This is a genomic window from Aeromonas eucrenophila (assembly GCF_000819865.1).
Taxonomy (GTDB): domain Bacteria; phylum Pseudomonadota; class Gammaproteobacteria; order Enterobacterales; family Aeromonadaceae; genus Aeromonas; species Aeromonas eucrenophila.
In genome coordinates this window covers 362,875-386,042 of the sequence record NZ_CDDF01000011.1, presented here as the reverse complement: position 1 = coordinate 386,042, position 23,168 = coordinate 362,875, and the positions used below count along the sequence as shown (strand labels likewise).

Annotated in this window: 32 protein-coding genes and 1 pseudogene; 12 read left to right on the top strand and 21 right to left on the bottom strand. The window is 58.5% G+C overall.

Translation table 11 applies throughout. The annotated features are described in order from the left end of the window. Window positions 1-157 precede the first annotated feature (157 nt). Together pdxH and BN1124_RS12145 are read left to right on the top strand one after the other, a co-directional pair. Complete coding sequence (gene pdxH / locus BN1124_RS12150) at window positions 158-796, top strand: pyridoxamine 5'-phosphate oxidase (RefSeq protein ID WP_042642198.1); 639 nt, start codon at window positions 158-160, stop codon at window positions 794-796. Then, complete coding sequence (locus BN1124_RS12145) at window positions 796-1,755, top strand: LysR substrate-binding domain-containing protein (protein ID WP_042642196.1); 960 nt, start codon at window positions 796-798, stop codon at window positions 1,753-1,755. The genes pdxH and BN1124_RS12145 overlap by 1 nt, the downstream gene beginning before the upstream one ends. Window positions 1,756-1,977: 222 nt before the next feature. Here BN1124_RS12145 and BN1124_RS12140 read toward each other — a convergent pair whose 3' ends face one another. From BN1124_RS12140 to BN1124_RS12130, 3 genes are read right to left on the bottom strand one after another with little or no spacing between them, the layout of a single operon-like run. Beyond that, on the bottom strand, window positions 1,978-3,159 hold the full coding sequence (locus BN1124_RS12140) for a M20 metallopeptidase family protein (protein WP_042642194.1): 1,182 nt from the start codon (window positions 3,157-3,159) through the stop codon (window positions 1,978-1,980). Further along, a complete protein-coding gene (locus BN1124_RS12135) occupies window positions 3,159-3,608 on the bottom strand; it encodes a hypothetical protein (protein ID WP_042642193.1) in 450 nt (149 codons plus the stop codon). Before BN1124_RS12135 ends, BN1124_RS12140 begins: the two co-directional genes overlap by 1 nt. Next, entirely contained in the window at window positions 3,605-4,423 is an 819-nt protein-coding gene (locus BN1124_RS12130; protein WP_042642191.1) for a DUF3100 domain-containing protein, read from the bottom strand. The genes BN1124_RS12135 and BN1124_RS12130 overlap by 4 nt, the downstream gene beginning before the upstream one ends. A 301-nt stretch (window positions 4,424-4,724) precedes the next feature. Here BN1124_RS12130 and BN1124_RS12125 point away from each other — a divergent pair, with 301 nt between their 5' ends. Continuing rightward, a complete protein-coding gene (locus BN1124_RS12125) occupies window positions 4,725-5,954 on the top strand; it encodes a GNAT family N-acetyltransferase (protein ID WP_048822958.1) in 1,230 nt (409 codons plus the stop codon). Window positions 5,955-6,092: 138 nt separating this feature from the next. Next, window positions 6,093-6,599 carry a GNAT family N-acetyltransferase gene (locus BN1124_RS12120; protein WP_042642189.1) on the top strand — a complete coding sequence of 169 codons (507 nt, stop codon included), beginning with the start codon at window positions 6,093-6,095 and terminating at the stop codon, window positions 6,597-6,599. Between the two features lie 90 nt (window positions 6,600-6,689). Here BN1124_RS12120 and BN1124_RS21705 read toward each other — a convergent pair whose 3' ends face one another. From BN1124_RS21705 to BN1124_RS12110, 3 genes and pseudogenes are all read right to left on the bottom strand, one after another. Continuing rightward, the gene (locus BN1124_RS21705) at window positions 6,690-7,193 is read right to left on the bottom strand and encodes a GGDEF domain-containing protein (RefSeq protein ID WP_269429049.1); all 504 of its coding nucleotides are present in this window, start codon (window positions 7,191-7,193) and stop codon (window positions 6,690-6,692) included. 48 nt (window positions 7,194-7,241) lie between these two features. After that, a pseudogene (locus tag BN1124_RS21700) lies at window positions 7,242-7,727 on the bottom strand (protoglobin domain-containing protein); the annotation flags it as partial. 287 nt (window positions 7,728-8,014) lie between these two features. After that, window positions 8,015-8,515 carry an SRPBCC family protein gene (locus BN1124_RS12110; protein WP_042642188.1) on the bottom strand — a complete coding sequence of 167 codons (501 nt, stop codon included), beginning with the start codon at window positions 8,513-8,515 and terminating at the stop codon, window positions 8,015-8,017. A gap of 182 nt (window positions 8,516-8,697) precedes the next feature. Between BN1124_RS12110 and BN1124_RS12105 the strand changes: the two genes are divergently transcribed. After that, window positions 8,698-9,129, top strand: coding sequence for a GNAT family N-acetyltransferase (locus BN1124_RS12105; protein WP_042642187.1), 432 nt, complete (start codon window positions 8,698-8,700; stop codon window positions 9,127-9,129). A 181-nt stretch (window positions 9,130-9,310) separates the two neighbouring features. Here BN1124_RS12105 and BN1124_RS12100 read toward each other — a convergent pair whose 3' ends face one another. The 10 genes from BN1124_RS12100 to BN1124_RS12045 form a co-directional block, all read right to left on the bottom strand. After that, the gene (locus BN1124_RS12100) at window positions 9,311-10,480 is read right to left on the bottom strand and encodes a site-specific integrase (protein ID WP_042642186.1); all 1,170 of its coding nucleotides are present in this window, start codon (window positions 10,478-10,480) and stop codon (window positions 9,311-9,313) included. Window positions 10,481-10,636: 156 nt separating this feature from the next. Then, on the bottom strand, window positions 10,637-11,074 hold the full coding sequence (locus tag BN1124_RS12090; RefSeq protein ID WP_042642184.1) for a hypothetical protein: 438 nt from the start codon (window positions 11,072-11,074) through the stop codon (window positions 10,637-10,639). 149 nt (window positions 11,075-11,223) lie between these two features. Beyond that, window positions 11,224-11,697, bottom strand: a complete 474-nt coding sequence (locus BN1124_RS12085) for a hypothetical protein (protein ID WP_042642183.1) — start codon at window positions 11,695-11,697, stop codon at window positions 11,224-11,226. Window positions 11,698-11,699: 2 nt separating this feature from the next. Beyond that, a complete protein-coding gene (locus tag BN1124_RS12080) occupies window positions 11,700-11,969 on the bottom strand; it encodes a hypothetical protein (RefSeq protein WP_042642182.1) in 270 nt (89 codons plus the stop codon). Window positions 11,970-12,559: 590 nt separating this feature from the next. Continuing rightward, window positions 12,560-13,147: an MT-A70 family methyltransferase gene (locus BN1124_RS12070; RefSeq protein ID WP_042642180.1), complete on the bottom strand. Its 588-nt coding sequence runs from the start codon at window positions 13,145-13,147 to the stop codon at window positions 12,560-12,562. A gap of 8 nt (window positions 13,148-13,155) precedes the next feature. Then, complete coding sequence (locus BN1124_RS12065; RefSeq protein ID WP_042642178.1) at window positions 13,156-13,386, bottom strand: hypothetical protein; 231 nt, start codon at window positions 13,384-13,386, stop codon at window positions 13,156-13,158. Next, complete coding sequence (locus BN1124_RS12060; protein ID WP_042642176.1) at window positions 13,383-14,414, bottom strand: hypothetical protein; 1,032 nt, start codon at window positions 14,412-14,414, stop codon at window positions 13,383-13,385. Before BN1124_RS12060 ends, BN1124_RS12065 begins: the two co-directional genes overlap by 4 nt. Before the next feature lie 52 nt (window positions 14,415-14,466). Next, window positions 14,467-15,519, bottom strand: a complete 1,053-nt coding sequence (locus BN1124_RS12055) for a RecT family recombinase (RefSeq protein WP_042642175.1) — start codon at window positions 15,517-15,519, stop codon at window positions 14,467-14,469. Continuing rightward, window positions 15,516-17,183 carry a PD-(D/E)XK nuclease-like domain-containing protein gene (locus BN1124_RS12050; RefSeq protein ID WP_042642174.1) on the bottom strand — a complete coding sequence of 556 codons (1,668 nt, stop codon included), beginning with the start codon at window positions 17,181-17,183 and terminating at the stop codon, window positions 15,516-15,518. Before BN1124_RS12050 ends, BN1124_RS12055 begins: the two co-directional genes overlap by 4 nt. Window positions 17,184-17,185: 2 nt before the next feature. After that, window positions 17,186-17,377 (bottom strand): PA3496 family putative envelope integrity protein, encoded by a 192-nt coding sequence (locus BN1124_RS12045; protein ID WP_042642173.1) that lies wholly within the window; start codon window positions 17,375-17,377, stop codon window positions 17,186-17,188. A 92-nt stretch (window positions 17,378-17,469) separates the two neighbouring features. Here BN1124_RS12045 and BN1124_RS21315 point away from each other — a divergent pair, with 92 nt between their 5' ends. Further along, window positions 17,470-17,748, top strand: coding sequence for a hypothetical protein (locus BN1124_RS21315; protein ID WP_156128303.1), 279 nt, complete (start codon window positions 17,470-17,472; stop codon window positions 17,746-17,748). A 223-nt stretch (window positions 17,749-17,971) separates the two neighbouring features. On the opposite strand, the gene BN1124_RS12035 is transcribed toward BN1124_RS21315, so the two are convergent. The 5 genes from BN1124_RS12035 to BN1124_RS12015 form a co-directional block, all read right to left on the bottom strand. Continuing rightward, window positions 17,972-18,256 carry a helix-turn-helix domain-containing protein gene (locus BN1124_RS12035; RefSeq protein WP_042642172.1) on the bottom strand — a complete coding sequence of 95 codons (285 nt, stop codon included), beginning with the start codon at window positions 18,254-18,256 and terminating at the stop codon, window positions 17,972-17,974. A 27-nt stretch (window positions 18,257-18,283) separates the two neighbouring features. Continuing rightward, complete coding sequence (locus BN1124_RS12030) at window positions 18,284-18,457, bottom strand: helix-turn-helix transcriptional regulator (protein WP_231553641.1); 174 nt, start codon at window positions 18,455-18,457, stop codon at window positions 18,284-18,286. Window positions 18,458-18,807: 350 nt separating this feature from the next. After that, a complete protein-coding gene (locus BN1124_RS12025) occupies window positions 18,808-19,053 on the bottom strand; it encodes a hypothetical protein (protein WP_042642370.1) in 246 nt (81 codons plus the stop codon). 301 nt (window positions 19,054-19,354) lie between these two features. Then, window positions 19,355-19,534, bottom strand: coding sequence for a hypothetical protein (locus tag BN1124_RS12020; protein ID WP_042642170.1), 180 nt, complete (start codon window positions 19,532-19,534; stop codon window positions 19,355-19,357). A gap of 237 nt (window positions 19,535-19,771) precedes the next feature. Further along, the gene (locus tag BN1124_RS12015) at window positions 19,772-20,383 is read right to left on the bottom strand and encodes a helix-turn-helix domain-containing protein (RefSeq protein WP_075384243.1); all 612 of its coding nucleotides are present in this window, start codon (window positions 20,381-20,383) and stop codon (window positions 19,772-19,774) included. Window positions 20,384-20,515: 132 nt separating this feature from the next. Between BN1124_RS12015 and BN1124_RS12010 the strand changes: the two genes are divergently transcribed. From BN1124_RS12010 to BN1124_RS21695, 6 genes are all read left to right on the top strand, one after another. Continuing rightward, window positions 20,516-20,734, top strand: coding sequence for a Cro/CI family transcriptional regulator (locus tag BN1124_RS12010; RefSeq protein ID WP_042642168.1), 219 nt, complete (start codon window positions 20,516-20,518; stop codon window positions 20,732-20,734). A 38-nt stretch (window positions 20,735-20,772) separates the two neighbouring features. After that, complete coding sequence (locus BN1124_RS12005; RefSeq protein ID WP_042642167.1) at window positions 20,773-21,162, top strand: hypothetical protein; 390 nt, start codon at window positions 20,773-20,775, stop codon at window positions 21,160-21,162. Between the two features lie 3 nt (window positions 21,163-21,165). Next, on the top strand, window positions 21,166-21,384 hold the full coding sequence (locus BN1124_RS12000) for a hypothetical protein (protein ID WP_042642165.1): 219 nt from the start codon (window positions 21,166-21,168) through the stop codon (window positions 21,382-21,384). A gap of 132 nt (window positions 21,385-21,516) precedes the next feature. Then, a complete protein-coding gene (locus BN1124_RS11995; RefSeq protein WP_042642164.1) occupies window positions 21,517-22,278 on the top strand; it encodes a helix-turn-helix domain-containing protein in 762 nt (253 codons plus the stop codon). Further along, on the top strand, window positions 22,256-22,747 hold the full coding sequence (locus BN1124_RS11990; protein ID WP_082041577.1) for a hypothetical protein: 492 nt from the start codon (window positions 22,256-22,258) through the stop codon (window positions 22,745-22,747). Before BN1124_RS11995 ends, BN1124_RS11990 begins: the two co-directional genes overlap by 23 nt. Further along, window positions 22,744-23,055: a hypothetical protein gene (locus BN1124_RS21695; RefSeq protein ID WP_042642162.1), complete on the top strand. Its 312-nt coding sequence runs from the start codon at window positions 22,744-22,746 to the stop codon at window positions 23,053-23,055. The genes BN1124_RS11990 and BN1124_RS21695 overlap by 4 nt, the downstream gene beginning before the upstream one ends. Window positions 23,056-23,168 lie beyond the last annotated feature (113 nt).

Genomic DNA, 23,168 nt, shown 5'->3' with positions numbered 1-23,168 from the left:
GCCTGCGAGGCGATCACCATGAAGGGAGGCCAGAGCCTCCCTTCATTCATTTTCGGGCCCCGATTTGCGGGCATTCGGGCTTGTACCCCCGGCGTGCTCGTCGCACAATGCCTGCATGCGTAGCCGCGCTGGCGGCAAAGAGAGAAGGAAAATCAAGATGATGGATGTAGCCGATCTGCGCCGTGAATACACCAGGGGCGGATTGCACCGGGCCGATCTGCCGGCCCAACCGCTGGAGCTGTTCGAGAAATGGCTGGCCCAGGCCTGTGAGGCCAAGCTGACGGATCCCACCGCCATGGTGGTGGCGACCGTGGATGCCGCCGGCCAGCCCTGGCAGCGCACCGTGCTGCTCAAGCACTATGACGCAGAGGGCATGGTGTTTTACACCAACATGGGTAGCCGCAAGGCGGGCCAGCTCGAGGGCAACCCCCGCATCAGCCTGCACTTCCCCTGGCACACTTTGGACCGGCAGGTGCACGTCACCGGCCGGGTGGAGAAGCTCGGCACCCTGGAGGTGATGAAGTACTTCCACAGCCGCCCGAAAGACAGCCAGATAGCGGCCTGGGTCTCCCAGCAGTCGTCCCGCATCTCGGCCCGCGGCGTGCTGGAGGCCAAGTTCCTCGAGCTCAAGCAGAAGTTTGCCAAGGGCGAGGTGCCGCTGCCGAGCTTCTGGGGTGGCTATCGCGTCGTCATCGACACAGTGGAATTCTGGCAGGGGGGCGAGCATCGCCTGCACGATCGCTTCTACTACAGCCGGGAAGGGGAAGGCTGGCACATAGAGCGCCTGGCCCCCTGATGAACATTGCCCGGCTCAAGAACTTCACCGAGATAGTGAAGAACAACTTCAACATCTCGGCGACGGCGGAGAAGCTCTACACCTCCCAGCCGACCCTCAGCAAGCAGATGAAGATGCTGGAGGATGAGCTGGGGCTGGCGCTGTTTACCCGCAAAGGCAAGAACCTCATTGGCCTGACCCCCATGGGGGAGCAGGTGATGGAGCTGGCCAAGGGGGTGGTGGCCCAGGTGGATCAGATAGGCCAGCTCTCCTCGCGCGAGCAGCTCGCCACCAGCGGGGTGCTGCGCATCGCCACCACCCATACCATGGCACGCTACAAGCTGCCGGCGGCGATCACGGCTTTCTCCCGCCGCTATCCCGAGGTCACCCTCCACCTGCATCAGGGGGCGCCGGCCCAGCTCGCCCAGATGGTGCAAAACGGGGACGTGGAGATGGCCATCGCCACCGAGTCCATGCACCTGTTCGACGAGTTGGCCACTGTGCCCTGCTACCGCTGGGGCCGCAGCGTGGTGGTGCCTCACGGCCACCCGCTCATCGACTGCCAGCCACTCTCCATGGCGGATCTCGCCCGCTACCCCCTCATCACCTATGTGTTTGGTTTCACCGGCCGCTCCAAGATGGACGTGGCGTTCGGCCGCCATGGCCTCAGCCCCCGCATCGTGCTGACGGCGACGGACACCGACATCATCAAGCACTATGTGCGCCTCGGCATGGGGGTGGGGGTGATCGCCACCTCCGCCTTCGACGAGGGGGACAAGGGGAGTCTGGTCTGCCTCAACATCGATCACCTGATCGCCTCGAGCGTGGCCCATGTCTGCCTGCGCAGGCATGCCCACCTGCGGGACTACATGTATGACTTCATCCACCTCTTCGCCCCCCATGTGAGCCGGGAGACGGTGCAGCTCTCCCTCCTCAATCAGCCCCAGGCGATCAATCCGGCGACCCTGCCCTGGCTGTGAGATAAACCGTTCCGTGGTGGACATAACCACTGCCTTGAATGGAAAAAAGAGAGGCCAATGGCCTCTCTTTTTACTCTATGGCAGTGATTAATCTGCCTGGGGGATCGTATTCTCGACGATCTGTTCACTGATTAACTGGCGGTCGTCCAGGTCGCAGGCGAGATGGACGCGATTCCTTGCCCAACTCCCTGATCTGGTGGCGTGGCCTGTTCCGGGTTGCCCTCAAGCCGCTTGGGTCGCCAGATTGACGAAGATCTGGGCCCCGATGAGCAGGCAGTCGTCGTCCAGGTAGTAGGGGTTGGCATGCAGGTAGTTGCAGATCCCCTTGGCCTGGCAGCCGCTGCCGAGGAAGAACATGGCCCCCATGCGGTCCGGGGTGGCGTTGATCATGTAGCTGAAATCCTCGCTGCCGGTCATGGGCTGGCCCTGAGCATTGATGCCCTCGGCGGGCAGCACGCTGGCGGCGGCTTGTTGCAGCCGCGCGCAGGCGGTGCCGTGGTTCTCCACCGCCGGGTAGCCGGCGTAGCTCATGCTGGTCTTGAAGCCGCGTAGCTCGCTCTGGGCGACCATGTCCTTGAAGCTGTTTTTGAGGATCTGATCCGTCTCGGCGTCCATGGCCCGGATGGTGCCACGGGCCTGCACGTGATCGGCCACCGCATTGGGGATGGTGCCGCCGTTGATCATACCGCAGCCAAACACCGCCGGGCTGAACGGGCTGGTGCGCTTGGCGACGATGTAATCCATGTCCTCTATGATGCGCACCGCCTCGCGGATGGCGTCCAGCCCCTTGTGGGGGGTCGAGCCGTGGGCGGAGATGCCGTGCACTTCCAGGGTCCAGGCCGAGCCCCAGGAGGACATGACCCCCTGGTTGAACTTGATGGTGCCTGTCTCCATGGCGCCGTCGTTGTGCAGGGCGTAGACCTCGTCCACCCCCTGCATGCAGCCGAGCTCCACCATCTTGCCAGCGCCCGGTACCCGCATGTCCTCTTCCGCCATCTGGAAGATAATGCGCACGTTGTATTGCAGCCTCTCCTGGTGGTTGGCCAGGAACCGGGCTGTGGTCAGGGCTATCGCCATGTGGGAGTCGTGGCCGCAGTTGTGGGCCATGCCCTCGTGGGTGGACTTGAACGCCACCTCGCTCATGTCGTGCATCTCGAGGCCGTCCATGTCGGCGCGAAACGCGATTGTGGGCAGGCTGGGGTCGACGTTCAGGTCGCCGTGAAAACCGGTGAAGCCCGGGTAGTCGGTGATCCGGTAGCCGAACTCTGTCATCAGGGCGCGGCAGTAGGCCGAGGTCTTGAACTCGGCACCGGAGTATTCCGGGATGCTGTGCAGGTGGTGGCGTACCTCGCGGCTGAAGTCACGCAGGGCAAGCAGGTCAGGTTCTATGTGGTAGTGGTGCATCAGATGATCCCTTGAATGGAGAAGCCGAGTTGGGCAACCAGCGAGGCGCCGAAGAAGCAGCAGGTGGAGACGATCATGAAGATGAGGATCACCTTCCATGACATCTTCTTGAGCTCCTCAAGCTGACCGCCGACGGAGAGGCCGGCGAAGGCCAGCAGCGGCACGCAGCAGGAGAGGAAGGAGATCTTCGCCACCGCGTCGATGAAGAGGCCGCGCACCGGTGTCTCCGGCAGGCAGATGAGAATGCCGATGATGGTGGCATAGGCAAAGGCCGGCAGGGAGGAGGGCAGGTAGCGCTTGGCCACCAGGGAGGCGAACACCACCAGCGCCATGGCGACGAAGCTGTCCCCCATCTGCCACAGCGGCAGGCCTGTGGTCAGGGTCTGGGTAAACATGGCCAGCAGGATCGCCAAGAAGACGAACCGCATATCCATCACGATGCTCTTCATGCTTGCTCTCCTTTGGAAGAGATGGCGAAGATTTTTTCGGCGAGCGGCAGTCCCAGATAGGTGAGGGAGAGGGCACCGAGGGCCGAGGAGAGCAGGTTGGAGGCGGCGGCGATACTCAGCACCTGCTGGGCCAGTGCCTCGTCCAAACCGTTGATGAGGGCGCCGGAGGCGGCACTCAGCATGGAGCCGGAGCCCACGCCGGAGCCGGCGGCCAGGGCCAGCGGGTGCAACCCGGTCAGGGGCGCTATGCTGCCGAGCACGCTGAACCAGAGGGTGCCGATGACGGAGCCACAGAGGTAGATGGCGAGCACGCCTATGTACTCCTGGGAGCCGGTGCCGAACTTGCCCTGAATGACGGCGACCGAGGGCTCACGGCTGATGGAGGAGCAGGCCCCGATGGCGCGGCGACCGAAGCCGAACTTCACCGCCAGCGGGATGGCGATAAAGATGGGCAGCAAGTTGCCTATCTCCTGCAGGAAGAGGGGCACCCCGACGCTCAGGATCAGCTTGAGGTTGGGGATGATCATGCCGGCATACTGGGTGCCGAGGATGAGCAGGCTGAAGCCCACCATCTTGCCGCAGAAGCCTTCTTCTTTCTCGGTGAAGAGCTGCTTCCAGCCGGGGATACGGTCCTTGACCGGCTTGGCGGAGACGATCATGCCGATGATGACGGCAAACAGCATGGGCAGGATGGGGATGATGGCGATGCCTATCTTGATCTCCTGCTTCCCAATCAGGTATTGGGCCACGAAGATCAGCAGGGCGGTCGCCAGGGTACTGACTAACACCGTTTTGAGGGGGTTGGATTGCTGCATAGTGTGTTCTCTTGTTATGCGTTGTCATTCATGCGCCTGGGCGGGTGGCACAAGATGGAGGCATGATAGGAAGGGGGCGACCCCATTAATGTGATGTTCATCAAGGTGGACATATGGCATTTTTTCATGGGGTATGCCGTTTAACCGCGTCGAACATAGGGTTTAACAGCGAGTTAGCAGCAGGCTATGCTGCCTGTTTGCTGGATGTCCCGACGGTGGAAAATGGCGCTCTGCGGGGATCCGGGTCTGATTCGCGTGATGACAGTCGACCATCGTCGCTGTGCGGCTCACAGGGGGAGTGATGGAGTTGTTGATCGAGGGGGGGCTCTGGCAACCCCACTGGTTGGGGGCATTGCAGGCATGGCGAGGGCAGGGGCACCGCTGGCAACTGCTGCTGAGCAAGCGGGCCGCGCACTATCCCGAGGGGGAGGCGACCCCTTGGGCGGCCTGCCCGCCGGACGGCACCCTCTCGGCCAGCGCCTTGCTCGCGGCCTGGCTGGACGGGGACGAGGGGCCCATCATGGGAGCGGATCCCAGCCAGCGGATCCTGATCAGCGCCTCCTCCGCCTTGCTGACCCTGGCCAAGGAGAGCGGTCTGCTTACCTTGGGCCCCGTGGGTGCGGATCTGACCCTGGGCCCCGGCGATGACCTGACTATGGTGCTGCAACGGCTGCTCGCCCGGCGCCTCCTTATCCCTGAACTGCGCGAGCCTGAAAGCCCCGGAGCCTTGGTGCTGCGGCCCTTGCGGCCGGAGGATGAGGCCGACATAGCCCGTTACTGCGCAGACGCCGCGCTGGCTCGCTACACCCTCAACATTCCTCACTCCTATCCACCTGAAGCGGCCCGGGACTGGCTCGCCCTGAGCGGGCGCAAGGCGGCGCTGGGGCTGGGCTGGAGCTGGGCGCTGACCCTGCCGAAGGATGCCGGGGGCGCTCCCCTGCTCGGGGTTATCTCGCTGCACTGGAACGGCGAACTCGCCTGGTGGGTGGGGGTACCCTGGCAGAATCGGGGGCTCGCCACCCGGGCGGCGACCCTGGTCAGGTCATTCGCATTCGAGGTGGCGAAGCTGCCTGCCCTGACCGCCCGCCATATGCCGGACAACCTCGCCTCCGGCCGGGTGATGGCCAAGCTTGGCATGCACTATGGCGGCCGCTGCATGGGGACGGATCGCTATCCCGTCGAGTTGAGCCACTGGCGGCTGGATCGCGACCTCGCGCTGCCCGAGCGGGTTCTGGCGTGGTTGGTGCCGTTGCTCGCGGACCCACAGGTGGCGGTGGTCATATTGCACGGTGCCTGGGCCCGGGGAGAAGACGGCGGCGCACTGGAGTTGGCCCTGTTTATGGACAATGCCGATCTGGGGAGCGAGCGGGTCAGGATAGCGGGGATCGAGCTGGTGATCCGGCGCCACCCCTTTGCCTGGCTGGCGCGCAGCGATCCCTGGCAAGAGTCCCACGGCGGCGGCGTCTTGCTCAAGGAGCGCGGGGACGCGGGGCTGGATTACCTGCGGCGGCTGCTCGGCGAGCGGCGATAGCGGCCTGTTTTGATGGGATCTGCCGTTCTTGCCATTCGTTTTCCTGAGTCCGCCCTCCCATTTTCGAATAAAGGAATTCAAGTCGGGCCCAACTTCTGTGAAATAATGGCCGCCCTGCTGTACGAGGAGTAATGCCCTATGTTGAGAACCGAGCGCCCCGGCGACATGCTGCCAGTCTATGAGCTGGTGAGCGCCGCCTTTGGCCGTAGCGACGAGGCCGAGCTGGTCAATCGCCTGCGCGAGTGTGGCGCCGCCGTGGTCACCATGGTCGAAGAGGAAGAGTACGAGTTCATGGGGCACCTGATGCTGAGCCCTATCACCATTAACGGGCAGGACGGTCCCTGGCTCGGTCTGGCGCCGGTGGCGGTGCATCCCGACTGGCAGGGGCAGGGCATCGGCTCGGACCTGGTGCGAGAGGGGCTGGATACGGCGCTGGAGATGGACTGGAAGGCGGTGGTGGTGCTCGGCGATCCGGCCTACTACGCCCGGTTCGGCTTCCGCCCGGCCAGCGACTTTGGCCTGCACTGCATCTACGAGGTGCCTGCCGACTGCTTCATGGCGATGGAGCTGCAACAGGATGGCCTCAGTGGCCTGCAGGGCGAGGTGCTCTATCACCCCCTGTTCGACGAGATGGAAGAAGAGTAAGGCTCACTCCCTCGGAATCCTCTGCTACCTGACAACGCCGTTCACTCCCAGGTGAACGGCGTTGTGCTTTTATGCGAAGGCTAGGTGCATTCAGGACTGCTGCTTGGCTTCGTACATCGCCTTGTCCGCCCCCTCGATCAACTCGTTGGCGCTGACAAAGCTCTCGTTCCCCGTCACGCAGATGCCGATGCTGATAGAGTACTCGGGGTAGGCCGTGGTGAAGGCGGCCTCGATGCGATCGCCGATGTGCAAGGCGGTGGCCCTGCTCGCCTCCGGCAGGATCACGCAGAACTCGTCTCCCCCGATCCGGCACGGGAAGTCCGACGTGCGGCAGCTTTCGGTGATCGCCTGACCCAGGGTCTGCAGGACTTCGTCGCCCTTCGCATGGCCGAAGGTGTCATTGATGAATTTGAACTTGTTGACGTCGATGTAGATCACCGACAGGTAGCTCTTGCGGCGGATGGCGGCATTGAGCTCCCGCATGATGGTGCGCTGCATTGCCCGCTTGTTGTACAGCTCGGTGAGGGGATCCCGCTCCGCATGGGCGCTCAGGATCTTGGACTTCTCCTCCAGCTCGCGGGCATAGGTCTCCATCCGCTTCTTGGCATTTTCCACCGCGCTCAGCAGGGTGCCGATATAGGTATCGAACACCAGTGCGGTATCGAAGCTGATGAGCTTGTCGAGGGCCCGCAGCACCTGGGGCACGTCCGATGGATTGGCGATATGTTCGATCAACACATCTTCCACCAGATACTTGAGGGTGCAGCTGGCGGAGAGATAGAGCTTGGGCTCCACGCCGATGCGCTTGTGCACCAGGCCGATGCGCAGCCGACTGTTGACATAGGCGTTGTCGTAGTGGCCGGAAAACAGCTCCTGAATGTAGCGACGCTGGGCATTGCGCAGGCGCTGCAGGGTGTCGGCATCACCGATCAGCAGCGCAATCTAATCAAACTGAGTCTGTTTGTCGTAGAACTTGGCGACCAGGCCGTCGAGGTGCTGCTCTATGATGGGTTGCTGCGCCGCGAGCAAGTCCAGCTCAGCTTGCGTCAGCTTGAATAGCTCCATTCGGCGTTGGATTTCGATCTCATTGATGTTGAATTGCTCAAGCAGTGTTTTCTCGATCAACATGGCTACCTCATGTTCCCAGGATTGGCGCTGGGGCGCGGCTGTTATTGTGTATGTCGTTGCTGTGCAGAAAAGACATCTTCTGCCAGTGGCGAGCATCGCATGAAATCAGCCGCCTTGATGGCTTTTTTAGATCTATCCCATTGTTTTAGTTAATAAACCATGAATTTTGTATGGATGAATGAGCCCCCTGAAATTGGGGGCTTTTGGCTCTTTCTGCTTGTCGGCCGGGTTGGCGCCCCTTGCTGGGGAAGGGGGCCGCGCCCGTCCGTCAGCGCCTGATGCCCGGCTTATTGGGCCAGGGACTTCAGCTGTTGCTTGTCCGGCGGATTGTTCCAGTCGATGGGGCCGTGGGTGAAACGGTATTGCAGCCTGGGCAGGCTCAGCTCCAGCCACTCCTCCCGGAAGTAGGCATAGCCCTGATCCCAGTCCGGATCCTGAGCCCAGCCGGTCTGCAAGAAATGGAGCCGGGTACCCTGACCCTCCGGCACGAAGCGCAGGCTGACCTGGGTCTTCTGCTGGCGGATATGGGGGAACTGGGGAGGGAAATTCCAGCTGAAACTGAGCAGGTCATGGGGCATGACCGCCATCACTCTACAGCCTTCACTGCCACGCTCCCCCAGCGGGGCATCGGGCCTGAAATAGATTTCGAAAGGGCCGTTGGGCTCTGGCACCATCAGGCACTCCGGTGCCAGGAAACTGCGCAGCCCGCTCTCTGTGGTCCAGGCCCGCCAGACATCGTCGATGTGGGCCGGAACCAGAATGCTGCCTTCTATCTGTTTGTTATCCATAAATCAATGAACCTCAAACCAGTCATGGACGGGGCTCAGGCAGTATAGCCCCAGAGGCGATTAAATAAGCAGTCATCTGTCACAGCATTATGTATTCAAGAGGGTCTATTTTGCCCATTTGACATGGGGGCAGGATCCATTGAAAGTGAGAGCCTGTGGTCACGTGAATCAAGGATGCAGGCATGATTAGAAGGATGCGAGACGCGGATGCGCCCATGCTGGCACAGCTGTTTCTCAAAGGGCGGCGACAGGCCTTCCATTGGGTCGAACCCTCCCTGTTCTTGTTGAGTGATTTTGCCGACCAGACCCGGGGTGAACAGATCTGGGTGGCCGAGCAGGGTGGCACCCCCTGTGGTTTCGTCTCTATCTGGGGGGAGGACAGCTTCGTACACCACCTGTACGTGTCGGCAGACTGGCACGGGCAGGGGCTGGGACGGGCCTTGCTGGCCGAAGGACTGGCAGGGTATGTGAAACCGGCATCTCTCAAGGTGGCCACCCGCAACACCACGGCGCTGGCGTTTTACCACCGACTGGGTTGGGAAAACACGGACGAGACGGGCCACTGCGACATCACCGGCCCCTGGCGGACATTGATGCTGGTAGCCGGCGACTAGCCTCTTATCTCCCCTCAGGGCACTAGCGAAAGTTTTGGTGCCCTGACGACAGGTTCTCTGGAACTCGAGATAAAAAAAGGCCACTTCTTGCGAAGTGGCCTTTTCCAAACGTTTGGGCTGGGGGGATTTGAACCCCCAGACTGAGCAGCTTTACCAATTGAACTATAAGGCTTTTTTATTTCTAGGCTGGATTTTGGATCAGGATTGGCGCTTTTGAGGTCTGGCCATCGTACTCGGAAAGGTAGGATCCGTAGTGCCGAAACAGCATCTCCGGTCCTTTATGTCCCATCTGGCTGGCGAGCCAAAACAGGTTGCAGCCGCGGCTGATGTTGGCCGTGGCGAAGGTGTGGCGGGTCTGGTAGAGGTGGCGATAGCGGACGCCGGATCGCTTGAGGGTATAGAGCCAGGCTTTTTTTCTGATGGCATCCGCACCGGCCCATGGCTGGCCGAGTTTGGGGTCATCAAATACATAGTCTCCCCGCATGAAGGTAAACAGCTTCTGGCTGGTCAGTGCTGCCAGCGCATCGCCGGTCAGATCGATGGTGCGAGTCCCGGCCCTAGTCTTGGTGGTCTTGATTACCCCGACCACTTTGGCACGCGACACCAGCACCGTGCCGCCGATCCAGTCGATGGATGACCAGCTCAGTGCGCAGATCTCCGATGGCCGCATGCCGGTAGCGAAAGCGAAGGCAAACAGGTTGGCCCATTGCTCGTTGATACCGTTGGCTGTCGATATGATGGCGGACACCTCTTCCGGGGTGAACGGATCCACGTCTTTGGCTCCCTGTTCAGGAGTTGAATCTACGTCCAAATATCGAGAGACGGTAACCAGCGATACTGGGTTAGATGGCAACAGCCCATCTGTGACTGCTTCGTCAATGGAACTACGCAGGAACGACAGCCTATTGCGCGCAGTCTTGGCAGTGGTACCGCTTCTCACCAGCCAGTTTTTCACTTGTGCCGGAGACAGCTCAGAAACGGTGATCCCATGCAGGTCGGCCAGTGCCTTGTGGCACTTGCGGTACCCGACCATGGTGGAGGGGCTGAGCCCCCGTCGTTCACATTGCTGCAAGTATTCGTCCAGGTAGTCGGAGACCTTGGCGGCGATCGAGGCACCGCCGAACATGCGCAGCTTCTTGGACTTCGGGAAATAGTCTGCATAGGCGAATTGGCCCCGTTCAATCTTGCCCTGGATCTCCCCGAGCAGGCGCCCGGCATAGCGCACATTGGCGGTGGTGTTGGGCAGGTTTGACAGGGGCTCACGACAGCGAACCCCTTTGAAGGTGAAGGTGATATTGATGGTCTCGCCACGGACGGTCACGCCGCGTGGGAGCTGTTTTTCATTGCCCACTTTGTTACCTCCGCGATGTTCACCCAGCGTTCCTTTACTCCGTCCACGTTGACGATATGCACCCCAAGCTGCCAGATGCCACGCTGGATCCGCTTATTAATTGTGTCCCGATCGGTAAGCTCGATGGTGCTCAGGTAGGTGCTGAGTGGGATGGCGTCAGGCATTCTCAGTATTGTGAGTTGGCCCGGGAGCTGGCTTTTTGCGGGGTCGATTACTGTTCCCATGGTAGTTGGTCCTCGTCAGTTTGGTTATTTCATCCCGGCCGGCTCGGTTATAGAGGAAGCATTCCACCTGCTTCCTGCTGCAGACCGCCTGGTCAAGGCGGTATTCCCCGAAGGCTGGGCGTTTTAGTTGGTGCAGGTTGGCCAGTCGGCCAATGGCTTGGGCGCTGACCCCCAGCTCCTTACCCAACTCGGTGGCGCTCCAGAGTTGGCCGCTGACTCTGGGGGCTTCGATAGGCAGATCGAAGTGAGCCAGGATGCGGCCGATCTCGGCGAGCTTGGCCGATCGGGAAAGGGTAGGGGAGCGCACAGTGCTGACCAGGTCGTTGAGTAGTTGGCTGTCCTGGTCGATGGTCAGTTGAAGTTGTTGCATTTGGCGTGGGCCTCCTGTCCTTGAGGATGGGGCGCCAATTGGATTGAAGGAAGGGCCGCTTAATGCGGGTTTCTCGCCATAACGAGTCCTGGGGGGGATAACAAAAAGCCCAGCGTGGCTGGGCTTGGGGGAATGCTAAGGGCTGGACGCTATTTAGCGAAGGCCTTGACGATCTGGACGGCGGCCCATGCAATCGAGGGGAAACCGACCATCATACCAATCACCCATTTCATTGTGTCGAAGCGGGTATCTGAATGGGCCTTACCGACCTTGTGCTCCATTGCTTCGAGCTTTGCCATCATTAGCTGATGATGGCTGTTGATCTTATCTTCAAGGGTTTTATGCCTTTCGGCCAGGCGTTCATCGACATGGGTTAGCTTCGCTGCAATGGCGTCATTTTTCTGTGCTGTGGTGACATTCAGCAACTCTAGCTTGTGGTCTAGCTGAGTACTGAAGTGGTCTTTGTTGCTTTTAACCTCGACAGTTAAGGTATCTTGGCTGGCTTTTAGGGATGAAACGGATTCAACCAGCCATTGGATCTGGCCATTTTCCGTATTTCTTCGAGGCGTTCCCTCAGCCTGAGGACTGACGCCATCAGAGAGATTGCGGTCTGGGTTAGCCACAGTTATACCCCTTTCACGCTCAGCCAATCCCACGTTTCTTTGGCGTGATAGCCCCAGTAGGTGGTGATGTGAAAGATCAGTGCGTGACCGACTCCCCCTTGACTGATACCTAAAAAATCCGATAGCTCTTTGGGGGTGACGATCGTACCCGGAGCCTTCACGAACCAAGTCCGTTCATCCACTTTGTGAAAGTCTTGCGGCTCCAGTTTGGCGGGGATGATCGATCCCAGCTTATCTGATGCATTTGATGTTATGACCGCAAAAACTGCCATGGTGAATCCTGCTAGTTGATGATTCATTTGAATTTGGCAAAGTATCTGGCAGACAACAATGCGCAGTCAACCTTTGGTTGAGTATGACAGGCAATTGCCCCGGACTGGCTGGGGCAATGGTTAATCCCGCCAGCCGCGGTACCCGATAAAACCAGGATCCCGTACCCGCCTAAATGGCAGGACGGGGAGGTGGGCTATCAGGGTCTTGAGCTGGGGGTTATCGGGCTGGCTATCGATGGTGACCCGGGCGCCGGGATTGATGCGGAGGTATCGCTCCCGCACATCAGTAGCTTCTTTCCGGGTCAACCCAGATTGGATAATGGGTTCTTGGTAGCGCATGACTCATCTCCGAAGCTTGGGGTGGCTTTGTTTCTGCAAGTTGTGAATCTTGCGGGCCGCGGTTTCGGCGGTTTGCCGATCGCAGGTAGTACCGCCCGGTAGGATGAATTTGTCAGGTTGCTTAGGGTCGGGCATGACGACGCCGAGCCCAAAGACTACTGCGCCGCAGTAGGGACTTTCGGTCTTTTGCATGGGAGTCCTATGAGTTATCCACCGATTCTGTGAGGCCAGCAGTGGATGGGTTGGGGGTATCAGGCTGCAGACTGCGTCAGCAGTGATGGTGCTTCATTACCCCAGCAGTCCCAGCCTGGGGCGGCCAGACGAGCAAAGAGCTCTATGCGCGGCGCATCACCGCATAGTTTCTCTATGGCCTCGCGGAACTCGTTTGGCTTCTCGCTATGTCGGCCCACCGGCGCCTCGATGACTGCACGGACACTCTTGTCCTTGATAAGCCGTCCCAACTTGCCCTTCACACCGATCAGCGCGCTCTCAGACCCAGCCCTAGTGGTGAATCCCATGCCGAAGACCGGGATCCGCTTCGCCTTGGTCAGCTTGCGCCACACAAAACCATTCATGTTCACTAGGCGGAAGCCCCATGCGCAGCACAGGTCGATCGCTTCCTGCGGCATGCTGCCTACCCACCACATCACCAGCAGGCAGTTCTCGTCGGCCAATTGGGCTACCGGAAGGGCCGCCATATCGGCGACGCTGGTCACGGTGTACTTCGCCTCGGCAGAGCTGGTCATGCTTCCACCGGTGTTGCGGTTGCCAAATTTCCAGGCGGGATCCGCGTAGATCACGCGGTACTTGCGATCAGTATTGAGGATGTCAATTTTCATGACTACTCCTATACGATGCGGCCGGAGACTGCGTATACCAGTGTTCCGGAGTGGCGCTTGAGAGTATCGACATCGTTGTCACGCAGCGCGTAGTAGATCTGATCTACTAGCTCAGACCCAACCTCTATTCCGGAGATGCTCCGGCGGCGAGCCTTGAGAGCTTCTTCTAGCACTTCGGTGTCGATTTCTTCGAGGTCAATATCAACCTCTATCTCTTGGGTGATGGTGATAGATGTCATGCCGCTTTCTTCCCTGAATTACCCATCAGCTTGCGGGCACGAGTTTGCTTGAGGCTGTCTTTGACCTTGAGGGGCGTCAGGCTGTGGTCGATGCTCTCGAGCTCCGCTAGGACGTTCGAAAGTTTTCCAATCCCCTGATCCAGCTCATCACTGCGCAGGCGAATATGCTCCAGTTCAAACAAGGGGCTCTGTTTGTACTCGTTGACCAGGTACTGTTTCACTTCCTTTGGCATGGCGCGCTGCTTCACGATACCCACATCACCATCCACCAGAGGAATGGCATCCCAGTGGTAGCCGGCGCTGGTCTCGACGCGAAACACATACATGTGATCTCGGCTAGCCACTTGGCCATCCGTGGGTTTGAAGGCCTCAGCTACGATGCAGGGGCGGCGATAGATGTAGTAATGGACTCCCTTCACTTCGAATGTCACTTCGGCCTCAAGGCCATCCTGCATCATGCGGTGCTGGACGTTCTGTACAGTGTCTTTGGCTTGGATAACACCCCGGGCTGCTCGCATCAGGAGGGATTCGGTACGCTGCAGCTTCATCTTGAGTTCGTTGTGCTCGGCCTCCCGTTTGACGGCGGATTCTTCCAGTCGCTTTAGCCGAGCCCTGGCCTTGTCCAGCTCGGGTTTGTGGCGACGGCCCTCTTCCGCGTCGCGTTTGTAGGCGTCACGTTGATGGGCTATTTGGGCGCTGGTGGCCTCAATTTTGCGAACCATCTCTTCGTCAGTACGGCGAGCCGCTATCAGGCGAGAGCTCTGGATCTTGAGCGCGCTGTGCTCTTGGGTGATGGCCTCGATCTCCTGATCCCGGGCTTCCAGTTCACCGATAAGGGCATTGAACTCGTCGATATGTTCGTTGGCCGCGTCGCTGATCATGGTCAGGTTGGCAGCGAGAAGAGTTTCGAAACTGGCGATGGCGACCTTGGCCGGGCCGTCCGGCATTTGGAGGATGGCCCGAAGTTGAGTACTCAGGGTATTCAGGGCGAGGCTGGTCGCCTCGCTGGGGTTCAGCTGGGTGGTCATGGTTGGGTCCTTGGAGAAAAGAGCCCACTGGTTTGTGGGCTGGATAGATGGGTTATGCAGCTTTCTTGGTACTGAGCCCAAGGCGGTCAACGTTTTTCTGGTAGATGCCAGATGCTGACTTCTTCTGTTCAGTGGTAAGGCGGGGACCCAGCTGGCTGACTTCGGTAACCAGGGTTTTCATCTCTGAACCAGACTGAGCGAGATCCATCCTGAACAGGATATCGGCGAGGAGGTCTTCTGCTTCGAGGTCCTTTGGCTCACGTTGCTCATTGGTATCTGAAATGGGCTCCGCCGCGGGCTCATGTCCAGCGCTGACGACCTGGGCTTCACCTTCGATAACCTGTCCTTTTTGCTGCTGTGCGCGGCGCTCGGCTGCTTTGCGGGTGAGTTCTGCTTTTGCATCAGTTCCGCTTTGCGGGCCGTCACTCGGGGGCGTTACGTCTATCTCCTCCAACTCATCGACGGAGTAGACCCCGAGGATCACGTCCGGGGTGTAGAGCCGGGCCCACCGCTTGACCCCGAGATAGGCCAACTGCTGCTTAGGGTCATCAGCCCAAAGGGTGGAGTTTCGTGTGCGTGCCTGCTGTAGCAACAGGGTCACCTCACGAGTCTGACCGTTGGCAAGATGCGCAATGACCTTTACGCCGCACCCAGCCTCATCCGCAAAGGTCCAGTCAGGTACGCGATACTCGACGGGTTTCCCCTCTTTCTCTTTGCGGATCACCTTGAACTTGCCGATCACCCGTTCCCAGGGTCCGAAGAACTCGTAGTCAAAGCGCCCCTTGATCGCACCGGAGTTGACGACCACGGCGTTGACCAACTGTGCCTCATAACCGAGGGTTCCATTGACCAGGTGTGTCTTTTGGGCCACAGGGAAGGGGTTCATCCCCCATTGGATCGCCTGCAGGCAGATGGCAAAGCAGTCAGCCTGGTTGCCTCGCAGATGCTGAGGAACAGTTGTCTTACCGCTGGCCATCATGGTTGCCATCTTGTCGATGCTCGTCATGAAATCGGCGTTCATCATCAGGCTGAGCATGTTGGCTTGGCCACGCTCATTGGCCAACACAGGGCTGGCCTCTTGGGTTGCTACTTGATTGTTCATCATGCTGCCTCGCTGCCAAAGAGGTTGTCGGGAAGTGTGTCCAGCGGCTGCTCAACGTCGGTGACTTGAGTGAACGTTATGCCACTCTCATCTTCATTGAGGGTGCTGCGCTCGGCATTGGCCTGATACGTGGGGACGATGATTTCCCCCATACCATCGTGACCGGGCCAGTAGTTGTCCTGGCTCCAGCGCACCACGTTTCGTACCGCCATATTGCGTAACTCGATTGCACGGCGCTGGTCATCTTGGCCGTAGTAGTAAACGCCGACCAAGATGGGCTTGAACACGTCCCGACCCAGGGGACCGTCCTTCTCGACGGCGACAAATACAAAGCTCGGCTTGTGGCCAGTCAGGGTTTCATATCCATCGCAGTAGTGGGCGTCCTGAACGTGGTAGTTGTGGGCGCTGCCATCCCGGGCGAAACCGCTAGGGCTGGCGTTGCGCACGAATTTCAGATCAACAAGAACGTGATCGGGACGCATCCAGTCTGGCCGGCACTTGAGCAGAGCTTTGGTTTCGGGGTGATGCCAGTAGAGGCTTGATTCGGCGACCCCTTCATCAAGCAGTACCGCTGCTTCGGGATGGGCCAAGACTGCCTCGCGATAGCGAAGAGCATGCTGATACTCATTGGCTGTCAGAACCTCGCGGCTGCCGGCCCCTTGCATGAATTGCTCTTTGAGCTCCTCGAGGAAAACAGCATCGGGGTGGAAGGTACGGATCCGCTCTGCCATTTCAGCCTTGGTGCCATTCAAAGGATGCGGGGTCGGCAGGGCATGGATATGGGCCGCACGCTCTGCTTGCTGGATGCCCAGCAGGGCGTAATTCTCGAGCACAGCTTGATAGCTGCCAGATGCTTTAACGGGCTTGGGTAGGCCGTCGTTGTAGGCCTTGATACAGGCTTTGAGCGCTGTACCGGTTCGTTTGTCATCTTCGCCCAGGGTTTGGAATGCTTCGGGCAGCAGTTCATAGGCTGCCTCGTGTTCACCCACGCTTTTGCCTGCGTCAATGGGCTTTGGCAGCTTAGCGTTGTGGCTCTCGATTGCCTGGATGAGCTCCTCAATCACTGGTTTCTGCTCGAGCTTATCGTTGTAGGCCTGGATGATGGCCTTCATCTGCTCGGCACCGTTGATGGCATCTTCTGGCCATTCAGGCTCAACAACGAACTCGCTGTTGAAGTCCTCAAACTCCAGCACGACTTTGTGCAGGATCCGGCCTTCTCGCAGGGCTGCAGTTTGCTTCTGGTCGTTACCTTCTACTTGGTAGTAGTGATAGTGCTGGCCAGACACCAAAGCCCAATCCAAACCGCTCTTGGATAAGCCTGGTCCACCGTGGTAGGCCTCGCCGGGGATACCGGGGTAAATGCCTGGGGCTGCAGGCTCGAACTTGGTGACAATGGCGTCGGCAATCTGGGTTTTCTGGTTGGAGTTATCCATGGTTGGTCCTCGTTTGTTAAATAGTGCGTCAATGGCAGCCAGCGCCTTATCCAGAGCGATGGACTTGGCTTTGTCCATGCGAGCCCTGGATTCGGTGATGATGCGGAATTGACGTTGGTTGATGATGTGGAGCGGGATAGGTGGGCCGACGAGCACAGGCTCAGGGAGGTTGTCAGACACTGGTTCTGACTCTGGTCCACGCTCGGAATAGCGATATTCGATGCCAAGAGACATGGCTAGATCCCCATTTCAAGCCGTAGGGCGCGCTCCTCGTGGTACTCCTCGATAGCGCGACGGGTGGCGGTGCGATGATGGGCAGCCCGGCGTTCTTCGGTACCGGGTTCGACGTTCACGCTGTAGCGGTGCTCAGTGCGGGGTGGCATTGAGCCGCGAAAGCCCATCACCTGGGCTTCGGTGAGTTGTTTCATGGTCGGGTCCTTGGTCGGGGGAGGGCTGGTATTGCCCCATTTACGGTTTCGTGCGAGGTTGTTCCAAATGACACAACCAAAAAGGTGCGTTTATGAAGCTGAGTCCTATGACGTGTTGCCTCTGTGGAGAGGAGGCTTTGGCCGTAGCAACAGATCACAGCAATAGGAAGTTCTTCACCTGCTCAAACTGTGGTGAATATGAAGTTTCAAACTCGGCAGGGTCAGAGTTGGAGAGAAATGGTGATTCCCATAGGCTCCTTACGATTCAGGAGTGGATTAAAGAAACCCCAGACGATCAGCTCCTATCTGTTTCATTTGATGCTCCAAAGCGTGAACTCGTGTTTGAGAGGGAGCCGAGAAAGAGGCTATAACCGTGCATGGTGATTTCCGTTCCTCCGGAGCTCCTTAGAAAATCTGCGGCTTCGTTACCAATGAGGCCATCGTCCAGGGCTTGTGCAATCTCCCGAAGAGCTTGTGCAACTTCGGGGGCGAACCGGCGATCGCCAATCCCATCGTTCTGCATGTGAATGGACACGACTCTGCGCTGGACAGCGATGTTCTCGACACTGCGAGGGTTAGTGAGGCCAAGAATCTTCATTCTGATGTCTCCAACTTAGCGGGCCCATTCCCCTGTCCAGTTGTCAGCCAGGCGAAGTGGGATGAGAGCTCGGGGTGCTGTGCTATCAACAGCAGGGTGCCGCCGCTGATTTCCCGGTAGTTCAGCTCGTAGTTCTTGAGCGTGGTGGGCGGGATGCCCAGCATGTCGGCGAACTTCGGCCGGCTCAGACCGAGGTGCTCACGCAACTGGCGCAGGCGCTTGCGGCATGCGTCATTGAGCGGGGGGATGGTCAGGTTGCTTTGGTCGGTACGCTTTTTCATGGTCGGGTCCTGTGGTGGTTCTGGTTGCTACTTGCTATTGCGACTTGCTGAGATGCGATCCGCCATCCAACCCTCAACTTCGGATTCGATGAAGGCAACTGACCTGGCAGATAGGTGGACGGGCTGAGGAAAATCTTTCTTGTTTATCAGTTCGTAGATGCTGGACTTACAAAGTCCTGTTTTCTTGGTGACCTCACGCATTCGAATGAAGCGAAGAGGGGTCGGCTCATTCGAGGGAGATTTCTCGGTTTGGTCTTTCATATTCAAAGCCTCGTGATATGTGGTTATCCGAAGGTGGCCACGGCTACAGCGGAGCCACCTTCGGATACCGGCTCGGAAGCCGGCACCTTGTCACCTTCCAGCCCTGCATTCCGGTTTGAACGGGTTAGCGGGGATTTGCCGGGCCAGCAAATTACGAGTGGTGACTGCCCAATCCTGGTTGTTAAAGAGCGAGCTCAGCCGAATTTGGCGTGAGCGAAGCCAAAGCATCCTTGCGGTGCTTGAGAAAGAGGCTTTGGCTTCGGCGCTATGAGGGAAGCGCCAGACCCGGGTCAGACGGCGTTGCGGTGGAACTCGGCGCGCCAGTGGAGGAGGGCGCTGTGCTTGGTGAAGCCGGTATTGCGAAGCTGGGCAGCTCGAGCGGCAACGATGTGGTGTTGCTCAGCGGCCAGCATGGCCACAAAGAGGCGCTGTTTAAGTGCGCGACGGCGTGCTGCGTTACCGTTCAGCCTGTCGGCGAAGGCCACAATCATCTGGTCGGCGCGTTTTGCGGCTCTGGAAAAAATGCGCTTGGTCATGGTACATTCACTCCTGTTGGCGAGTTGGTCCTCGCTAATACCCACCTGACTATTCATATTCATGCTGGGTCCTGTTGCTGGGGTTGGTCCCTCGGCACAATGACTGGGGGTGGTTCCCTGGTCCGACAAAGCCCCGCCCTGTGCGGGGCTTTGTCGTTCTTACGCGCTGGTCAGGCGCCTTCTACTTTCCCTGGTTAAGGGCGGGTCCTGTTGCTGGTGGTCGATGGTTCAGTTCAACCGGTTGAGCACTGAGGCAATGCTCATGCGGTTGAGTGCTCCCGCACTCGGCGGGAGCGACTCGCTACGCAGCCGCTTGCAAGCTGGCTGCACGGGCACGGTGTTCTTTACCGGCCTCGGTTTTGACGGTGTAGAACAGGCCACCACCGCGGCGCTTGCCCAGATCAGTGATGTTGGTGATCACCGCCGACACGGTGACGCGGGTCCGGGGGTTGGTGTACTGCACAGGGTCATTCACTTTCATGGTTGGTCCTCTGGTCTGGTTGAAACTGGCTTTAGGCTGTTTTGTATCGCGTCTATCGAGCTGTCATCAGATCGTTCTCGATAGTTGACGGAAATGATTGTTATCGATCGGGAACGATTGGTCAATACACGATCGTGAATTTTTCAAATAAAAAAAGCCCCGCTTAGTGGCGGGGCTTCTTGAGCAGGGTTAGCAGGTGGCCATAGGCCGTGGGTTAGTTGGTCATAGGGCGATGGATTAGCCTCTACGCTCTACCATCCTCCCAAGGATGATCACATCTTTAGCGGAGATGACCGGAAGGCGTTCATCATCAACTCCAAAGGCCCATCCCTCTATGGCAGGTATAGCCCTCAGAAGCTTGGCTTGGTTAGCCCGACTTAATTGCACTAGCAGCACTGCATCGGCTTCAATCGTATTGACCCCGAGATCGATCACACAAACATCACCTTGCACTATCCCTTGCTTGGATAGCTGGTCGTTTGGCGCTTCAACCCCAATAAGCGCACCAGGCATATCGGTGAGAAGCATACGGTCTGAGCTTACAAGAGGAAGTGAGTCAGTCGGATGTTGCAGCACCTCATCAATGGTGAACACTGGAATCCGATAAACGCTATTCACCAAGTCACTAACCACCTCAATAGACGGGCGGCCGGTGTACAGCTCAATAGGATCTACGGACAGAGCCTTTGCAAGACCGAATAAGGTGGAAACCCGAACGTCTTTCAGAGGGTTGCTTAGAAGGTTCGATACCAGGGATTTGGATATACCTGCCCTCCTGGCTATCTCAGAGACGCCAAGACCTTGTTCTTCCATTCTCGCTCTGACTCGTTCGTTAAATGAAGGTTTCATGTCGCCTGCTGCAAGTTATCGATTATGAACAAATTTTATGATGCATGTCGTTCTCATTGGTTGTTGAATGTTGGATTGTTAGTGGTTACGATAGTGAACGATTGCCAATGACCTATACCAAGGACCCGACCAATGAAGAAACGCGAAGTGATTGAGTATTTCGGCAACATGGCCCGCGCAATGAAGGCCATCGGCATCTCCCGCAGCCTCGCTGTGAAGTGGGGCGATGTGATCCCGGCCCAGCACGCAGTCAGCTTTGTCATCGCCAGTAATGGTGAGCTGCGGCTCGGACTTGAGGATTACCCCCTCCTGAACAAAACCCAGGAGCTCCCCACCCAACAGGCCGCCTGACCACCGGCCTGAGTCATAACCACTAGAGGACCAACACAATGGGACGACCAGCATTACCTGATCATGCCAAGCTCGATGTGATCCCCGCGCTGAAAGTGCGCGGCACCCCAGCCCATCGCCAGGTGTGGCAAGAAGTCGGCGCTGAGCTCCAGCTGACCGAAACCGCATTCGCTCGCACCTCGCTGCTGCTCCTGCTCAGGGCTATATCACAGCATGAACCCCAGATCCTGACGAGGGCCGTCAAACGCGCCAATCGAAGCCTCATCGAACAGGGCTACCCCCTTGTCACCGTGGAGGAGATCCTGGAGGGCTCCGGCTTGCCCGAGCGCGGGCTACTCACCTTCACCCACCTCGATGAGGAAACCTACGAAGTAGAGCGCCCCAAGCGCCCTCTGCAAAAGCTCATCGATTTCGTTCTCAGGAGGTAACCCATGACTACACAACTCAGGCCGCCGCGCCCGGCGTCACAGCACGTCAGCGATCGGGACAACATCGTTTTGAAGGCGGTGATCCACGAACTGGCGCTCGAGCTGGATACAGCACTTATCCCGACTGCGCACGCTGCAGGTACTGACCGGCAGGCCCTGCGCCTTGCCCGCGAGCTGCAGGCCCGCACCGCTGAACGTGCTGAGGCTCAACCTAGCGCATAGCTACAACCTGCCCGCCTAACCACCGGGCAGAACACCACAGGACCCAACAATGACCAAGACAACCCAGGCCCTTGGGGCCGAGCTATTGCGCCATTGCAGCCGCTCCTCACTGCTCGAGCAGGGGAGGGCGGCATGAGCATGCTCCTGATGGCCAAGGCCATGAGTATCAAGGTAGGCAATCCGCTGCGGAAGCTCGTGCTGATCAAGCTGGCGGACAACGCCAGCGATACCGGCGAGTGCTGGCCGTCATACCAACACATCGCGGATCAGTGTGAGATCTCTCGACGTTCAGTGATTAACCATATCGACGCACTCTGTGAAGTGGGGCTCCTGACAAAGGAGTCTCGGATAGGGCCTCAAGGGAAGAGATCGAACGTCTATGTGCTGACATTGGATAGTGCAGGAGCTGCACATCCAGAGGTGCAGGAGATTCACCAGGGTAGTGCAGGAGCTGCACTAGGGGGTGGTGCAGGAGATGCACATAGAATCAGTAACTCTTTAGATCCCGTCATTGATCCAAAGATCCCCCCTGTATCCCCCCAGGGGGAAAAACGTCCTGACAGTGGGGCGCCGCGACGAGGTACCCGTTTGCCGAATGACTGGAGACTTCCAGGGGAGTGGGGGAGGTGGGCTATCCAGGAGACGGGGCTCCCCAGAGAGCGGATCCTGTTGGAGGCGGCCACGTTCGCCGATTACTGGCAAGCGCTGCCCGGCGCCAAGGCCGTCAAGCTGGACTGGGAGAAGACCTGGCGCAACTGGATACGCCGGGCAGCCAGCTCGTTCCGAACCGCAGCACAGCGAAGGCCTCTGGCCAATATCCAGGCTGCCCAGCAAGCCGCTCAGGCACTCAGAGAGTCGGGGAGGGGAGACTATGACGACAGCACTCCGCTCTAGCGAGACGACTGCTCTGAGCACACCAGGGGATGCTCTGCAGGTCAGCGCCCGCATGTCAGTGTTCCTGGCCGAGGAGCTGCTGCCGCTGATGGCCGGGATCTGGCCCGCCAGTGCTAACCAGCTGGACAGCAATGCCCGAGGCGTGGCGCTGGCCTGGGGGAGCCTACTCAGGGGCTTCAATGCGCAGCAAATTCGGGAAGCGGTGCTGCAGCTTGGGGAAGAAGCAGATCGGCAGTTCGCCCCGCGGCCGGCGGAGGTGCGGGGAGTAATTGTAAAGGCTTGTGCTGAACCAAGGCCTATGGCTGCAGCCAGGCCCCAGATATCAATTCGAGCCTGTGAGATGGCAGCAGAAGTACGGGTATTCCAGCGGGAGAGATCAGTACCGGTGGACACTGTGGCCAAGGAGCTGCAGCAGGTACTGGCTGAAAAGGCGTGCCAGGGAGTGATTGTGACGGGGAAAGTTGTATGAGTGAAATGGAACCAAGAGGGGTTGTGCTACTTACTGCTTGGGAAGATATCGGGGAGGAGTTCTGGCCATCCCCAATAGACCAAAGAGAGCACATTAATGTGTGCGGATGGGTATGGACGGTCATTTACACGGAGCATTCCAGCGAGATGATATTGGCTGACTTCCCAGGTTATAAGCAGGGAGAGGAGATAGCCGATCACTGGCTGCAGTTATGTAATGATCTGTACGTTAACTCGAGGAGAAAAATGATTCTGAAAATCGTATTTAGTAGGCGCAGGTTGCATATTAATAGGGGCAGTATCTTATAATATTTAAACTTTCAATGTCAAATTAAATACAAAAAGCACTTGTCCATTATTTGAGTGTTGCATACAGATATCGTTAAATTTAAAATACTAGTTAGTCTCAGTCTCAGTCTCAG

Bases quoted from the DNA above. Each gene is read 5' to 3' on its own strand.
- pdxH (WP_042642198.1), top strand. From the start codon at position 158: ATGATGGATGTAGCCGATCTGCGCCGTGAATACACCAGGGGCGGATTG.
- BN1124_RS12145 (WP_042642196.1), top strand. From the start codon at position 796: ATGAACATTGCCCGGCTCAAGAACTTCACCGAGATAGTGAAGAACAAC.
- BN1124_RS12140 (WP_042642194.1), bottom strand. From the start codon at position 3,159: ATGCACCACTACCACATAGAACCTGACCTGCTTGCCCTGCGTGACTTC.
- BN1124_RS12135 (WP_042642193.1), bottom strand. From the start codon at position 3,608: ATGAAGAGCATCGTGATGGATATGCGGTTCGTCTTCTTGGCGATCCTG.
- BN1124_RS12130 (WP_042642191.1), bottom strand. From the start codon at position 4,423: ATGCAGCAATCCAACCCCCTCAAAACGGTGTTAGTCAGTACCCTGGCG.
- BN1124_RS12125 (WP_048822958.1), top strand. From the start codon at position 4,725: ATGGAGTTGTTGATCGAGGGGGGGCTCTGGCAACCCCACTGGTTGGGG.
- BN1124_RS12120 (WP_042642189.1), top strand. From the start codon at position 6,093: ATGTTGAGAACCGAGCGCCCCGGCGACATGCTGCCAGTCTATGAGCTG.
- BN1124_RS21705 (WP_269429049.1), bottom strand. From the start codon at position 7,193: ATGGAGACCTATGCCCGCGAGCTGGAGGAGAAGTCCAAGATCCTGAGC.
- BN1124_RS12110 (WP_042642188.1), bottom strand. From the start codon at position 8,515: ATGGATAACAAACAGATAGAAGGCAGCATTCTGGTTCCGGCCCACATC.
- BN1124_RS12105 (WP_042642187.1), top strand. From the start codon at position 8,698: ATGATTAGAAGGATGCGAGACGCGGATGCGCCCATGCTGGCACAGCTG.
- BN1124_RS12090 (WP_042642184.1), bottom strand. From the start codon at position 11,074: ATGCAACAACTTCAACTGACCATCGACCAGGACAGCCAACTACTCAAC.
- BN1124_RS12080 (WP_042642182.1), bottom strand. From the start codon at position 11,969: ATGGCAGTTTTTGCGGTCATAACATCAAATGCATCAGATAAGCTGGGA.
- BN1124_RS12070 (WP_042642180.1), bottom strand. From the start codon at position 13,147: ATGAAAATTGACATCCTCAATACTGATCGCAAGTACCGCGTGATCTAC.
- BN1124_RS12065 (WP_042642178.1), bottom strand. From the start codon at position 13,386: ATGACATCTATCACCATCACCCAAGAGATAGAGGTTGATATTGACCTC.
- BN1124_RS12060 (WP_042642176.1), bottom strand. From the start codon at position 14,414: ATGACCACCCAGCTGAACCCCAGCGAGGCGACCAGCCTCGCCCTGAAT.
- BN1124_RS12055 (WP_042642175.1), bottom strand. From the start codon at position 15,519: ATGATGAACAATCAAGTAGCAACCCAAGAGGCCAGCCCTGTGTTGGCC.
- BN1124_RS12050 (WP_042642174.1), bottom strand. From the start codon at position 17,183: ATGTCTCTTGGCATCGAATATCGCTATTCCGAGCGTGGACCAGAGTCA.
- BN1124_RS12045 (WP_042642173.1), bottom strand. From the start codon at position 17,377: ATGAAACAACTCACCGAAGCCCAGGTGATGGGCTTTCGCGGCTCAATG.
- BN1124_RS21315 (WP_156128303.1), top strand. From the start codon at position 17,470: ATGAAGCTGAGTCCTATGACGTGTTGCCTCTGTGGAGAGGAGGCTTTG.
- BN1124_RS12035 (WP_042642172.1), bottom strand. From the start codon at position 18,256: ATGAAAAAGCGTACCGACCAAAGCAACCTGACCATCCCCCCGCTCAAT.
- BN1124_RS12030 (WP_231553641.1), bottom strand. From the start codon at position 18,457: ATGCGTGAGGTCACCAAGAAAACAGGACTTTGTAAGTCCAGCATCTAC.
- BN1124_RS12025 (WP_042642370.1), bottom strand. From the start codon at position 19,053: ATGACCAAGCGCATTTTTTCCAGAGCCGCAAAACGCGCCGACCAGATG.
- BN1124_RS12020 (WP_042642170.1), bottom strand. From the start codon at position 19,534: ATGAAAGTGAATGACCCTGTGCAGTACACCAACCCCCGGACCCGCGTC.
- BN1124_RS12015 (WP_075384243.1), bottom strand. From the start codon at position 20,383: ATGAAACCTTCATTTAACGAACGAGTCAGAGCGAGAATGGAAGAACAA.
- BN1124_RS12010 (WP_042642168.1), top strand. From the start codon at position 20,516: ATGAAGAAACGCGAAGTGATTGAGTATTTCGGCAACATGGCCCGCGCA.
- BN1124_RS12005 (WP_042642167.1), top strand. From the start codon at position 20,773: ATGGGACGACCAGCATTACCTGATCATGCCAAGCTCGATGTGATCCCC.
- BN1124_RS12000 (WP_042642165.1), top strand. From the start codon at position 21,166: ATGACTACACAACTCAGGCCGCCGCGCCCGGCGTCACAGCACGTCAGC.
- BN1124_RS11995 (WP_042642164.1), top strand. From the start codon at position 21,517: ATGAGCATGCTCCTGATGGCCAAGGCCATGAGTATCAAGGTAGGCAAT.
- BN1124_RS11990 (WP_082041577.1), top strand. From the start codon at position 22,256: ATGACGACAGCACTCCGCTCTAGCGAGACGACTGCTCTGAGCACACCA.
- BN1124_RS21695 (WP_042642162.1), top strand. From the start codon at position 22,744: ATGAGTGAAATGGAACCAAGAGGGGTTGTGCTACTTACTGCTTGGGAA.